At 58.8% G+C, this 13,124-nt stretch carries 10 protein-coding genes and 2 pseudogenes; 9 read left to right on the top strand and 3 right to left on the bottom strand.

The window, feature by feature from the left end; genetic code table 11:
* Position 1 precedes the first annotated feature (1 nt).
* The 5 genes from RS887_RS22175 (at position 2) to RS887_RS22195 (ending at position 4,363) form a co-directional block, all read left to right on the top strand.
* Positions 2-580 (top strand): adhesin, encoded by a 579-nt coding sequence (locus RS887_RS22175; RefSeq protein WP_322617044.1) that lies wholly within the window; start codon positions 2-4, stop codon positions 578-580.
* A gap of 65 nt (positions 581-645) precedes the next feature.
* Positions 646-1,473, top strand: a complete 828-nt coding sequence (locus RS887_RS22180; RefSeq protein ID WP_322617045.1) for a heme utilization protein — start codon at positions 646-648, stop codon at positions 1,471-1,473.
* 61 nt (positions 1,474-1,534) lie between these two features.
* Positions 1,535-2,215, top strand: coding sequence for a C39 family peptidase (locus RS887_RS22185; RefSeq protein ID WP_322617046.1), 681 nt, complete (start codon positions 1,535-1,537; stop codon positions 2,213-2,215).
* Between the two features lie 26 nt (positions 2,216-2,241).
* Positions 2,242-3,003, top strand: a complete 762-nt coding sequence (locus RS887_RS22190) for a hypothetical protein (protein ID WP_322617047.1) — start codon at positions 2,242-2,244, stop codon at positions 3,001-3,003.
* Positions 3,004-3,049: 46 nt separating this feature from the next.
* Positions 3,050-4,363, top strand: coding sequence for a hypothetical protein (locus RS887_RS22195; RefSeq protein ID WP_322617048.1), 1,314 nt, complete (start codon positions 3,050-3,052; stop codon positions 4,361-4,363).
* A gap of 633 nt (positions 4,364-4,996) precedes the next feature.
* On the opposite strand, the gene RS887_RS22200 is transcribed toward RS887_RS22195, so the two are convergent.
* Entirely contained in the window at positions 4,997-6,322 is a 1,326-nt protein-coding gene (locus RS887_RS22200) for a sigma-54 dependent transcriptional regulator (RefSeq protein WP_322617049.1), read from the bottom strand.
* 341 nt (positions 6,323-6,663) lie between these two features.
* Here RS887_RS22200 and RS887_RS22205 point away from each other — a divergent pair, with 341 nt between their 5' ends.
* The 3 genes from RS887_RS22205 (at position 6,664) to nhaB (ending at position 10,087) form a co-directional block, all read left to right on the top strand.
* Positions 6,664-6,930 carry a hypothetical protein gene (locus RS887_RS22205; protein WP_007983639.1) on the top strand — a complete coding sequence of 89 codons (267 nt, stop codon included), beginning with the start codon at positions 6,664-6,666 and terminating at the stop codon, positions 6,928-6,930.
* Positions 6,931-7,216: 286 nt separating this feature from the next.
* Positions 7,217-8,506, top strand: coding sequence for a hypothetical protein (locus tag RS887_RS22210; RefSeq protein ID WP_322617050.1), 1,290 nt, complete (start codon positions 7,217-7,219; stop codon positions 8,504-8,506).
* Positions 8,507-8,584: 78 nt separating this feature from the next.
* On the top strand, positions 8,585-10,087 hold the full coding sequence (nhaB, locus tag RS887_RS22215; protein WP_322617051.1) for a sodium/proton antiporter NhaB: 1,503 nt from the start codon (positions 8,585-8,587) through the stop codon (positions 10,085-10,087).
* Between the two features lie 46 nt (positions 10,088-10,133).
* On the opposite strand, the pseudogene zwf reads toward nhaB, so the two are convergent.
* Both zwf and gnd read right to left on the bottom strand, forming a co-directional pair.
* Positions 10,134-11,646 (bottom strand): annotated as a pseudogene (zwf, locus tag RS887_RS22220) (glucose-6-phosphate dehydrogenase).
* Positions 11,643-12,624 (bottom strand): annotated as a pseudogene (gene gnd / locus RS887_RS22225) (phosphogluconate dehydrogenase (NAD(+)-dependent, decarboxylating)). Before gnd ends, zwf begins: the two co-directional pseudogenes overlap by 4 nt.
* A gap of 272 nt (positions 12,625-12,896) precedes the next feature.
* Between gnd and RS887_RS22230 the strand changes: the two are divergent.
* Positions 12,897-13,079 carry a DUF6026 family protein gene (locus tag RS887_RS22230; RefSeq protein ID WP_111283728.1) on the top strand — a complete coding sequence of 61 codons (183 nt, stop codon included), beginning with the start codon at positions 12,897-12,899 and terminating at the stop codon, positions 13,077-13,079.
* The last annotated feature ends 45 nt before the right edge of the window (positions 13,080-13,124 follow it).

Here is a 13,124-nt window from a genome sequence, read left to right on the forward strand (position 1 = left end):
GATGATTCGTTCCCTCCTGTTACTGGCCCTGCTCGGCTGCACCGGCGTGATGGCCGATTCGGGCGTCAGTTCGGTGAACAACGCCACCCTCCAGGATTCCGGTGCTCAATACCGCGGCAACTTCAACGTCAACCAGGCGGCTGGCGATCAACAGCAGCAGGCCAACGTCCGCGCGATCGCCATTGGTACCCAAGCCGGTGCGACCACCAGTGTCCAGCAGAAAATCACCTCGCCCGCCAATCCGTCGATGGACGCAACGGCCACAATCGGCGGCACCGCCTTCAGCAATGGCAGCGGCGTGCTGGGTGTCAACCAGGGCGCCGGGGCGAACAACCAGATGGCCAATGCGATGCGCATCAGCATCAGCGCTGCACCGCAAGCCGTTGACGATAGCGCCCTTTCTCAACAGAACGTGGCGTTGTTACCGAACTCGGGAGCAACTGGCACCCCAAACGGCAGTCGCCAGGTCGTGACAAGCGACCAGGCCTTCACCGGCAGCCGGGGTGTGATCCAGGTGAACCAGAGTGCCGGGGTGGGGAACCGAATGGCGAACACCCTGACCATCCGGGTCGCTGACTGACCCCCGATACAGTGCGATTAGGGAAGCACCAACACTTGACCAACTAATGAGCACGGAGAAACACCATGAACCCGACAACTGCTCTCAAACCACTGGCTTTCGCCCTGGCAGCATTGATGGCATTCGCAGCTCAGGCTGATCCCGTGCAGGGCAATGGACAGGGCAGCAACCAACCGCCTAATGGCCCATCGCTGGATCAGATTCTGCAGATTACCGCAGGCGCCGGGGCCGCCGTGCTGGACTCGCAGGAAAGCAGTGACAGCGGGGTAGTGAACCGGGGCACCAAAAACGACGCCAAAATCGATAACTCCCTGAACAACTCCAACGGCAACATGGGCGCCAACGTTGCAGCCGGTAACGGCAACCAGCAAGACAACGCCGCCGCCCTTGCCACGGCTGACGAAGCCTTCATCTTCGGCTCCGCCGTCACCGTCTCCAGCGCGACTCAGAAGAGCACCGGCAACACCGCCAGGAACCACTCCAACACCAACAACACAACGCTCAATAACGCTGGCAACAGCGGTTCCGGCAACATCGGCATCAACGTGACCACCGGCGACTTCAACCAACAGAAAAACAACCTGGCGATTGCCGTTTCCGGCGGCCGTGTAGCAGTAGCCGCGGCGGCGGCGAACCAAAGCACGTCCGGGCTGAAAGTCACCAACAACGCCAGGACTGATTTCGTACCCGTAGGTGTACTCGGTCTGTCCGGCATAACCACACAACAAGTGATGACGCCAGAAGGCTGGAGACCGCCTGTAACCAACAATGCTTCGATCACGGGCTCGATGAACAGCTTCTCCGGCAACGGCGGAGCCAACGTATCGTCCGGCGTCGGCAACCAGCAAAGCAACTCGCTGTCCATCGCCGCAGGCTGCAAATCATGCCCATAATCGCGACCGTCATGAAAGCCTCGGCGACGACGCTTTTCCTCGGTCTGAAGGCGTATCGTCCATGCGTAAGACGGCCCTTTTCGCCCTGCTCTGCCTGTCTGGCCTGACCCAGGCTGCACAGATGCCGGTCGCCGCCCTGCCGGGTGGCGTGCTGGTGTACAAGCACGTACAGAGTTTGCGTGAGCGCAAGTTCAGCGACATCGTCGAACAAAAAACCGATTTCAGCTGCGGCGCCGCCGCGCTGGCAACGATACTGCGCCAGGCCTATTGGCTCGACGTCGATGAGGAGCACATCATCAAAGGCATGCTGGTCACCGCAGACCAGGAGCTTGTGCGTACCCAGGGTTTTTCCATGCTGGACATGAGGCGCTACATAGAACGCATCGGCATGCGCGCCCGGGGCTACAAGATCCCGCCTGAAAGACTCGATGCAGTGACGATTCCGGTGGTGGTACTGATGGAAATTCGCGGCTACAAGCACTTCGTGGTGTTGCAGCGGGCGGACAAGAACTGGGTCTATATCGGCGACCCGGTACTCGGACACAAACGCTACTCCCATGATGACTTTGTCAAAGGCTGGAATGGCATTATTTTCGCAATCATCGGTCCCGGTTACGACAAAACCAATGCGTTACGCAGTCCACCGGAACCGCTGACAGCCAAGAACAAGCTGGATAATTTCAACCCGGTCAAAGATGCTGAGTTGATGGATTTTGGCTTCATACAGAGCGACTTCTTTTAATCGCCAATAAGATGATAGGGGGCAGGATGCTCCGGGAGCAGCAAATGAAAACCTCGTATTGGGTGGTCGCTGCCTGTCTGGCAGCGACCACTTCAGGTTTTGCTGATGAGTTCAGACCCATCGAAATCAATGACCAGGAACTGGCCGAGTTGCGTGGCCGGTATGTAATGCCGGGGCGGATCATCAGCTTCGGTGTTGTCATGAGCAGTACCTGGCGCAACGCCAGTGATGATCTGATCGGGGCCTCTAGCTCGATGCAGCTACAAGCCGCAACGGTCAAGCCCGAGTTCTATGTTTCAACCATCAAGCAATCCGGTAAAGGCAGTTCGCACAACGAGGGTACCGGTAACGTGATGGGTGGCGCCGAACTGAACACCTCTCGGGGCATCACCCAGGTCACACGGGCCGCAGGCGATGGCAACCGCTCAAACAACAACATCGCCATCAACGTCAAAGAGGCCCGCACGGCCCCTGCACTGGTGCCGAGCCAGGGCCAGGCGCTGGTAGCCGGTCAAACCATTACCGGCAGCAATGCTGCAGGCAGTGTCGCGGTATCCGCGACGAGCGGTGGTGTTCAGATGGCCATTACCGCCAACAACAACCAGGGCACAAGCCTGCAACAGGTCGCCCAAGGCGGGTTGCTGCAAAACACCCGGTTGCTGGGCAGCAGCAATGTGGTCGAAAACATGACTCAACTCAACGTAGTGCTCAACAATAATGGCCCGAGTGCTGGTGTATTGGACTGCAACCTGAACCAACTCGCTGCATTACGGACCCAGGGGTATTGAACTACGCTGAGTCTGGAGCATTGGGCACAAATGGACGGCTTATTTCATGTACCGATCAGTATCACTGCGTGCAGTCATATGCCTGAGCACTCTACTACCGGCGACGATGTTACAGGCGGCAACTGACGCGGATGTGGAGGCTCTCAAACAACAACTTCAAGAGTTGAAGCAGCGATACGAAGTACAGCAAAAGGCCCTGGCGGTTCTCGAACAGCGGGTCCGCCAGGTAGAAGACCAGCCCGCTTCGCCCCCCCCTAAACGCCTGGTCAAGTCGCCTGCGGACCTGAAAGGCAATCCAAAAGTGGCCACCGGCACCGGCGCCGCGGCGGCTTCAGGGGGCGCCGCCGGCGGCAGCGGCAGCGGCAGCTCTTATGGACAATCGCTGGCCGATGACTCACAACCGGCGCAAAGCGTTTCAAACCTGTATGACGAGGCCAGCGGGTTCTTCGGCGGTGGCAAGTTCAGCTTCGAAACCGGGATAACCTACTCCCGATACGATACCCGACAACTGATCCTCAACGGCTTTCTCGCCCTGGACTCGATCTTCCTGGGCGCCATCAACCTGGACCGGATCAAGGCCGACACCTGGACGCTTGACCTCACCGGCCGCTACAACTTCAACAATCGCTGGCAGTTCGACCTGAACGTGCCGGTGGTCTACCGTGAGTCCACGTATCAGTCCGGTGGCGGCAATAACGGCACCGCCAACGTCACGACCGAAGATACCGTCAAAGAAGACCCGACCATTGGTGACGTCAACTTCGGTATCGCCTACAAATTCCTCGACGAATCGGACAACACGCCGGATGCCGTGGTGACGTTGCGCGTCAAGGCACCGACCGGCAAAGACCCGTTCGGCATCAAGCTGATTCGGGTGGCCGATAACTCCAACCTGGCCGTGCCTGAATCCTTGCCCACCGGTAATGGCGTCTGGTCGATTACGCCGGGGATCTCTCTGGTCAAGACGTTCGATCCGGCGGTGCTGTTCGGCAGCCTGTCCTACACGCACAACCTGGAAGAGTCTTTCGACGACATCAGCTCCAACCCGGCGGTCAAGACACCAGGCAAAGTCCGCATTGGCGACAGTTTCCAGATCGGCGCCGGTATTGCGTTCGCCTTGAACGAAAAGATGAGTATGTCGTTCTCGGTCTCTGACCTGGTGCAACGCAAAAGCAAACTCAAGGAAGATGGCGGGGATTGGCAATCGGTGGTGTCCAGCGATGCCAACGCCGGCTACTTCAACATCGGCATGACCATTGCGGCCACCAACAACCTGACCATTGTCCCCAACCTGTCCATCGGCATGACGGACGATGCTCCGGACTTCCAGTTCAGCCTGAAATTCCCTTACTACTTCTGACCCGAAAAAAAAGGTACTTCACGGAATCCCGGGGAACACAGATAACGAAGTATCTGTAGGGGCTGCTGCAGGCTGCGATCTTTTGGATCTTGATCTTCAGCAATATCCAGATCGCAAAAGCAAGATCAAAAGATCGTCCGAACGCGGCCCGAGCCTTCGGCAGCTCCTACAGGGGAGCGCGTACACCACCAGACAACGAGGTCGAGCGTTAGCTCGCCTCGCGGTGCTTTTGCGGTGCACGCCCCCTCGAGAGGCCGAGCGCAGGTTCTGCGCAGTGGGCAACCCGGCATGGATGCCGGGTTAGCCGCGCACGGCCATGGATGGCCGATCGCGGCGGGCCCACGGAGCAGGACCGGAGCGAGGGCATGCCGAGCCTGGGCGAGGCACCGAACGACAGGGGCAAAAGCGTTTGGTTACTTGGCGCTTTTCCAAGTAACCCGCTGTAAAAGCGGAACCATAGGCGGCCGTTACCGCAGAAATGGATATGTACACCACCAACAAAATACGCCAGCCATGAGGCCGCCATCGCCAGCAAGCCGGCTCCTACAGGTATCGGTGTTCCCCGGGATTGCGTAAAGAACCAAAAAAACCGCTGCAACTCCAATCGCAACGGTTTTTGTTTCAGGCAGCGGTTCAGCGAATCTGGTGCTTGTGCAACAAGCGGTAGAAGGTCGGTCGCGAGACACCCAATACTTTGGCGGCGACACTCAGGTTATCGCTGTGACGATTCAATACATCGCACAAAGCCTGGCGTTCCGCCCGGGACTTGTATTCTTCGAGGGTTCCCATCGGCGTGGCGATTGTATGCGGGCTGATCAATCCCAGATCACGGGCCTCGATCTGCCGGCCTTCGGCCAACACCAGCCCGCGACGAACGCGGTTGGCCAGTTCGCGAACATTGCCTGGCCAGTCGTGCTTGCCCATGGCAATCAACGCGTCTTCGCTGAAACTGCGTGGGCGGCGTCCGGTTTCATGGCTGTAGAAATGGGAGAAGTGGTTGGCCAGCGTCGCCAGGTCGCCATGGCGCTCGCGCAGCGGTACGGTCGCCACTTGCAGTACGTTCAAGCGGTAATACAGGTCTTCGCGAAAGCGCTTCTTCTCGATGGCGGCTTCAAGGTCGCTATGCGTTGCCGCCAGAACCCGCACATCCACCGGAATCGGCTGACTGCCACCCACCCGCTCGATGTGTTTTTCCTGGAGGAACCGCAACAGGTTGGCCTGCAGCTCCAGTGGCAGGTCACCGATCTCGTCGAGAAACAGGGTGCCGCCGTTGGCGGCTTCTATCCGTCCGATCTTGCGCTGGTGCGCGCCGGTAAATGCACCTTTCTCATGGCCAAACAGCTCGGACTGGATCAAATGTTCGGGAATCGCACCACAATTGATCGCAATGAAGGGTTTGCTGTGACGTTGGGACTGGCGATGCAGGGTTCGTGCGACCAGCTCCTTGCCAGTACCGCTTTCACCCCGAATCAACACCGGAGATTCAGTCGGAGCCAGTTTACTCAACAGCTTTCGCAGTTCACGAATAGGTTTGCTGTCGCCGAGCAGTTCGTGCTCGGGCTGGTCGACATAGACCGTGCCCTGCCCGCGCAAGCGCGCCATGCCAAACGCCCGCCCCAGTGTTACCTGGACCCGGGACACATCGAATGGCAAGGTATGAAAGTCAAAAAACCATTCACAGACAAAGTCGCCGACATTTTGCAGTCGCAGCACTTCCTGATTGAGTACGGCAATCCACTCGGTGCCACTGCGGCTGATCAACTCTTTGACAGCTTCCGGGTGCTCAAGGTGAAAGGGCTGCAAGCGTAACAAACCCACGTCACAGGTTCGGTCCGCGGCGTTCTCCAGCGTGCAGCTATCAACGTCCCAACCGACTTCGCGCAGTCCCGGGATCAGACGATGGCAATCGTCGCAGGGGTCCACCACTAGTAAACGTCGTAAAGCAGGCGCATCGCTCATGACTGTTCCTTGGCGCCAAATTTAAGAAAAATTATTAAAAACAGTCATTTGGCGGACCTGGCTGTAACACTAGCAAGAATTTGACAGGCCCTTGAACTGTTTGACTATAGCGTTGTCATAAAACCGGTTATAAGAAGCACTTTTGATAGTTACCTAACGACTCTTTCCTTTCATTCAGCTTTCAATGTCAGGCTCATACTTGAGTATATGAAATAAAGTGGAAAATTCTTTTGATTGTGTGTGACCCAACCCCCGGTTGCGGGCATCAGTACAAGTAACCAGCCGAACGGTAAGCCCAACCGTCGGCACATCACTTGATTGGGCATACAGAGAGAAGACCTATGAACGCCCCGCTGCGTATCAACGAAGCACTTCTGATTGCCGACCGCGCATTCAAACCATTCAAATGCGTGGCCTGGGCTCCACAAGACGGTAATGGCGAACTCAGCCTGACCGTTATCGACCGCACCAGCACCAGCATTGGCCGCAAGCAGATCCCAAGCAGCGCTTATTCCGATCCGGCACAACTCGAACTGCTGCTGGAACAGGCCCGCGCCGAATTGAGCCAGGAAGGTTACACACTGCAGTCGTGGTCGATGCCGCACTAATCGTTTTGCGGATTACCCCGGGGTAATCCGCGCCCTCACCCTGTCATTAGTTGGGCTGAACGTTCTCGCCCTTGCGTACCTATTACCCCCGCAAGTTCGAACTTTCAGGCACCCGGTACTTTGCAGGCTCGCCATTGGTTCGCAAAGACACTGTTGTGGCACACAGTGACTCTCCGTCTGTTACTTCTCGCCGTTGTGCATCTCCCCATTCAGGGATTGAATAGTCTCCTTATAACGTCGCCACCCAAACTTCCGGATCCGGACGACTCGCAAGGAGATGCGGTTCATGTCAATCCAGCCCGCTATTGCCCACTCCACTACCCGGAACACCGCAGGCACCCTCGATTCGACGTTTGCCGCCAATGGCAAAACCCAAGTGTATTTCCCCGACAGCCTTTCCAGCATGGCCAACGACGTCACAATCGATGCCCAGGGCCGTTTGCTGGTGGCTGCCAAGGTCACCATGGCCGATGGCAACTGCTTTGGCCTGGCTCGCTTGCTGGAGAATGGTTCCGCGGACCTCACGTTCGGCAAGCAAGGCAGCATCATCGGGCAATTCGAACCGGGGTTCGAAGCCATGGGCGCCAAGGTTCTGGTCATGCCCAACGGCAACATCCTGCTGGCCGGCCTGCACTACGAAAACGCGCACCGCACGCTCCCGGCCCTCGCATTGCTGGATCAGCAGGGCCGCCTGGTTCAAGGCTTTGGCGATAATGGCCGCCGCGTCGTGCGATTGCCAGGCGGTCTGTCCCTGGGCATGCGTGATATCTGGCTGCCTCCCGGTGTGCCGGGCGCCGAAGCCTGCGATGTGGACGTACAGCAAGACGGCCGGATCCTGATCCTGGCCAACCATTACTTCGAACTGGCCGATCACGTGGGCCTGTTGATACGGCTGGATGTCGAAGGCTCGCTGGACTGCTCGTTCAATGGCCACGGCTTTGTCGTGGTACGTCACCTCCTGATGAATACCTGGCTCAGCAGCCTGACGGTACAACGCGACGGTCGGATTCTGGTGGGTGGATCGATCAACTTCCCTGAAGAAGGCTTGCTGGCCCGCTATCACCCGGATGGTCGCCTCGACGAGCGTTTTGCCGTGGATGGATTCATGACCTTCAAGGCGCATGGGCATGGTGCCCAGGTCAGTCAGGTGGTCCAGCAGGACACTGGCGATATCCTGTGTGTGGGCAGCAGTCATGAGCCGATGCACTGCCTGACCTTTAAAATGCACGGCGACGGCCGCCCCGACAACCACTGCAACAGTGGCCACCCGCTATGCCTGGAAATTGGCCGCAGCGGTTGCCAGTGGAACGCCGCGCAATTACAGCCCGATGGCTGTTTGATTACGGCGGGCGCGACCATCGGCGGCGTCGAAGCAGACTTCATTGTCGGAAGGTACCTGCCCAATGGCCGTCTCGATGGCCGCTTTGGCGCCGGCCGCGGCTTTGCCCGGACCCGCGTCGGCCCCAGCCTGGATACTGCCACCTGTGTCGCAGTGCAGGCCAATGGCAACATCGTAGCCGGCGGCTATTCGTTACATGGCGGCTACAAGGCAGTCGTCACGCGATATCTGGGCTGAACCGATGCAGTTTTGCTGCGCTTGATCTTCTCGGCGGCTTACGGCAACTTGCGCGCTTCTTAAAACAAGGAGCAACCGATGTCCGGCTCAATGGCCCAGGCGTTCGCGCACAACTTTCTCGGGAACTCGCCCCGTTGGTACAAGGCCTGCATCGTCGGCTTTCTGATTCTCAATGCCCTGGTGCTGTGGACCGCAGGCCCGGTGGCTGCAGGCTGGCTGCTGGTGCTGGAGTTCATCTTCACCCTGGCCATGGCACTCAAGTGTTATCCGCTGATGCCCGGCGGCCTGTTGTTGATTGAAGCCCTGCTGCTGAAAATGACCACGCCCCAGGCGCTGTACGAGGAGTTGCTGCACAACTTCCCGGTGATCCTGCTGCTGATGTTCATGGTGGCCGGTATCTACTTCATGAAGGACTTGTTGCTGTACTTGTTCTCGCGCCTCTTGTTGGGGGTTCGCTCCAAGGCCCTGCTGGCCCTGATGTTCTGCTTTTTGTCAGCCTTTCTGTCGGCGTTCCTCGATGCCTTGACCGTGACCGCCGTCATTATCAGTGCCGCCGTAGGCTTTTACTCGGTGTATCACCGCGTCGCCTCGGGTAACGATCCGCGTCAGGACAGCGAGTTCAGCGACGACCAACATCTGCCCACCCTGCATCAGGGTGATCTCGAACAGTTCCGTGCCTTTCTGCGCAGCCTGCTGATGCATGGTGCGGTGGGCACCGCTCTAGGCGGTGTGTGTACGCTGGTCGGTGAACCGCAGAACCTGCTGATCGGCCATGAAATGGGCTGGAATTTCTCCGAGTTCTTTACCCAGGTAGCGCCGGTCTCCCTGCCGGTACTGGTTGCCGGACTGGTAACGTGCGTCCTGCTGGAAAAGCTGCGCTGGTTCGGGTACGGCACGCTGCTGCCGGATAACGTCCATGCGGTGCTGGCCAACTACGCCGCCGAAGACAATGCCGAGCGCACCAGTCGTCAACGTGCAGCACTCCTGGTGCAAGGCGCTGCCGCATTGATTCTGATTGCCGGACTGGCGTTCCACATCGCCGAAGTGGGCTTGATCGGCCTGATGGTGATTGTGTTGATCACCGCCTTTACCGGCATCACCGACGAACACCGCCTTGGCACCGCGTTCAAGGACGCCATGCCGTTCACCGCCTTGCTGGTGGTGTTTTTCGCCGTGGTCGCGGTGATTCACGATCAGCAGCTGTTCGCCCCACTGATCCACTGGGTGCTGACACTGCCGGCGGACCAACAGCCGGGCATGCTGTTCATTGCCAACGGCCTGTTGTCCGCCATCAGCGACAACGTGTTCGTGGCAACCATTTACATCACCGAAGTGAAGCGTGCATTCATGGCGGGTGAGATGACCCGTGAGCACTTCGAGACGCTGGCCATTGCGATCAATACCGGCACCAACCTGCCGAGCGTGGCGACGCCCAACGGTCAGGCGGCATTTCTGTTCTTGCTGACCTCGGCGATCGCACCGCTGGTGCGCCTGTCTTATGGGCGGATGGTGTGGATGGCCCTGCCGTACACCGTGGTGATGGGGACATTGGGCTGGTATGCAGTGAGTTACTGGTTGTAACCCCCCAACCCTGTGGGAGCGAGCTCGCTCCCACAGGAGATACGTGTTATCCGAGACGGTGCCAGACGCGACCGTCACGGATGAGCAACTCTTCGCCGGCCTTCGGGCCGTTTTCCCCGGCAGAATAGCTTTGCAGGCTGGAATCCTGCTGCCAGGCATCCAGGAACGGCTGCACGGCGCGCCAGCCGTTTTCGATGTTGTCGGCGCGCTGGAACAACGTCTGATCGCCAGTCAGGCAATCGTAGATCAGGGTTTCGTAGCCGGTGGACGGCTGCATCTCGAAGAAGTCCTTATAGGCAAACCCCAGCTCGATGTTGTCCATCTTCAGGGCCTGACCCGGCCGCTTGGCCAGCAGGTCGAACCACATGCCTTCGTTGGGCTGGATCTGAATGCGCAAATAGGTCGGCTGCAATTCATCGACCTCGGTATCGCGGAACTGCGCATAGGGCGCCGGCTTGAAACAAATCACGATCTCGGTATCGCGCACGCTCATGCGCTTGCCGGTACGCAGGTAGAACGGCACCCCGACCCAGCGCCAGTTGTCGATCATGACCTTGAGGGCCACATAGGTTTCGGTCTTGCTGTCAGGCGCGACCTTGTCTTCCTGGCGATAGCCCGGCAGTGCCTTACCGTCGATCTCGCCCGCGACGTATTGGCCACGCACCGAATTGGCGCGGGCCTCCTCGACCGTCCAGGGCCTGATCGCGCCGACGACCTTGGCTTTCTCGCCACGGACCGCGTCGGCACCAAACGCGGCGGGAGGTTCCATCGCCACCATCGCGAGCAACTGGAACAGGTGATTGGGCACCATGTCCCGTAGCGCGCCGGTGTGCTCATAAAAGCTGCCACGGGTTTCCACGCCGACGGTTTCGGCGGCAGTGATCTGCACGTGATCGATGTAGTGATTGTTCCAGAACGCTTCGAACAGGCTGTTGGAGAACCGGCTGACCAGAATGTTCTGTACGGTCTCCTTACCCAGGTAATGGTCGATCCTGTAGATCTGCTTTTCCGTCATCACCTTGAGCAGGCAGGCGTTCAAGGCCTCGGCCGTTTGCAAGTCGGAGCCGAAGGGCTTTTCAATCACTACCCTTCTGAAAGCCTCAGGGGTTTCCTCCAGCAAGCCGGCAGCACCGAGGCGGCGTGCCACTTCACTGAAGAAACGCGGCGCGGTAGCCAGGTAGAACACCGCATTGCCGGTTCCGCTGTCGGCGATTTTCGCCGCCAGCGCTTGATATGCTGTCGTCCAGGAAGTCGCCCTGGACGTAGCTGATGCCTTTGGCGAGCTTGGACCAGACCGCTGGATCAAGGGTGTGGCCACCCTTGCCAGCCATCTCGATTCGCATGAAGTCTTCGAGCTTTTGCGCAAAGCCTTCATCGCTGATGGCGTTGTGGTCAACGCCGATGATCCGCAGTCCATCCCCGAGCAGGCCGTTGCGCTTGAGGTTATACAGCGCCGGTACCAACAGACGCTTGACCAGGTCACCATGGGCGCCAAACAGAAACAGCGTCGTTGGTGGTGCGGGCTCAGCCTTGGATTTTCTGCGGATCGCATGGGTCATTTTTTCGAGGTCTCCACATGGCCGCCGAAGCCGAAGCGCTGGGCCGAGAGGATCTTGTCGCCAAAGGTACCTTGCCCACGGGAGCGGTAGCGGGAGAACAGCGAGTTCGACAGCACCGGCACCGGCACCGCTTGCTCCATCGCGGCTTCGATGGTCCAGCGACCTTCACCGCTGTCGGCCACGGAGCCTGAGAAACCGTCGAGTTTCGGATCACTGGCCAGGGGCGTCGGCGGTCAGGTCGAGCAACCACGAGGACACCACGCTGCCACGACGCCAGACTTCGGCGATGTCGGCGACGTTCAGGTCGAAGCGCTGGTCTTGCGGCAGGCTCTCGCTGTTTTTGGTTTGCAGGATGTCGAAGCCTTCGGCGAAGGCCTGCATCATTCCGTATTCGATGCCGTTGTGGATCATCTTCACGAAATGCCCGGCACCGGCGGGACCGGCGTGGATGTAGCCACGCTCGGCACGATCGTCGTCGGACTTGCGGTCCTTGGTGCGCGGGATGTCACCCAGGCCCGGGGCCAGGGTGGCGAACAGCGGGTCAAGACGCCTGACGGTCTCGGCATCGCCGCCGATCATCATGCAGTAACCACGCTCCAGGCCCCAGACGCCGCCGGAGGTACCAACGTCGATGTAATGCAGGCCTTTTTCCGACAGGGTTTTCGCCCGGCGGATATCGTCCTTATAGAAGGTGTTGCCGCCGTCGATGATGGTGTCGCCGGCTTCGAGCAAAGTGCTCAGGGTGTCGATGGTCTCTTCGGTCGGCGCGCCGGCCGGCAGCATGACCCACACCGCACGCGGCCTGTCCAGGCCAGCAACCAGCGCTGGCAGATCGGCGACGCCAGTGGAACCCTCTATGGCCAGGGCTTCGACAAAGGCGGTATTGCGGTCGTAAACAACGGTGGTGTGCCCGTTGAGCATCAGGCGCCGTGCAATATTGCCGCCCATGCGGCCCAGTCCAATAATCCCGAGTTGCATGTGCTGATGCTCCCTACTACAAATAAATGTGTGTCAAAGGTTATAGCCCAACGCGACTCATGAGGTTAGTCCAGAGCGTTGGCACGAAGTTTCCGGGCATTGTGCCCGATCCTGATGGATAACGTCGGGAATCAAGCCGAAGACACAACGACAATTAAAAATAAAAAAGTTCCCTTCCAGGGCAAAAGAAATCAAAATTGGCGCCGATAGTAGATCAGCCGTTGATTTCGAGGCGGTTCTACAGTTGAGACACGCCATTTGCGAGGTGAGCAATGGGCACAGTACACACCGCACTGCCAGCACAAACCCTTTACGTCACTATCCGTCGTGATGAATTGCGTCAGTTGAAGGACGAACGCGATCAGTTGAAACAGGAGCTGGCGCAATTGCGGCTGCTGCTGCAATCCGGTCAGACACAGCCCCTGGCTGTGACGCAACGCGCCCCACTCGCCTGATTCCCTCGTTTCAAGCGGGAGCAGCCTGCACTGCTTCCGCACCGG

The sequence above is a fragment of the Pseudomonas sp. BIC9C genome (genome assembly GCF_034541995.1).
Lineage (GTDB): Bacteria > Pseudomonadota > Gammaproteobacteria > Pseudomonadales > Pseudomonadaceae > Aquipseudomonas > Aquipseudomonas fluorescens_CC.

What these genes read in the sequence shown, in the direction of transcription:
- RS887_RS22175 (WP_322617044.1), top strand. Translation starts at nt 2, where the DNA reads ATGATTCGTTCCCTCCTGTTACTGGCCCTGCTCGGCTGCACCGGCGTG.
- RS887_RS22180 (WP_322617045.1), top strand. Translation starts at nt 646, where the DNA reads ATGAACCCGACAACTGCTCTCAAACCACTGGCTTTCGCCCTGGCAGCA.
- RS887_RS22185 (WP_322617046.1), top strand. Translation starts at nt 1,535, where the DNA reads ATGCGTAAGACGGCCCTTTTCGCCCTGCTCTGCCTGTCTGGCCTGACC.
- RS887_RS22190 (WP_322617047.1), top strand. Translation starts at nt 2,242, where the DNA reads ATGCTCCGGGAGCAGCAAATGAAAACCTCGTATTGGGTGGTCGCTGCC.
- RS887_RS22195 (WP_322617048.1), top strand. Translation starts at nt 3,050, where the DNA reads ATGTACCGATCAGTATCACTGCGTGCAGTCATATGCCTGAGCACTCTA.
- RS887_RS22200 (WP_322617049.1), bottom strand. Translation starts at nt 6,322, where the DNA reads ATGAGCGATGCGCCTGCTTTACGACGTTTACTAGTGGTGGACCCCTGC.
- RS887_RS22205 (WP_007983639.1), top strand. Translation starts at nt 6,664, where the DNA reads ATGAACGCCCCGCTGCGTATCAACGAAGCACTTCTGATTGCCGACCGC.
- RS887_RS22210 (WP_322617050.1), top strand. Translation starts at nt 7,217, where the DNA reads ATGTCAATCCAGCCCGCTATTGCCCACTCCACTACCCGGAACACCGCA.
- nhaB (WP_322617051.1), top strand. Translation starts at nt 8,585, where the DNA reads ATGTCCGGCTCAATGGCCCAGGCGTTCGCGCACAACTTTCTCGGGAAC.
- RS887_RS22230 (WP_111283728.1), top strand. Translation starts at nt 12,897, where the DNA reads ATGGGCACAGTACACACCGCACTGCCAGCACAAACCCTTTACGTCACT.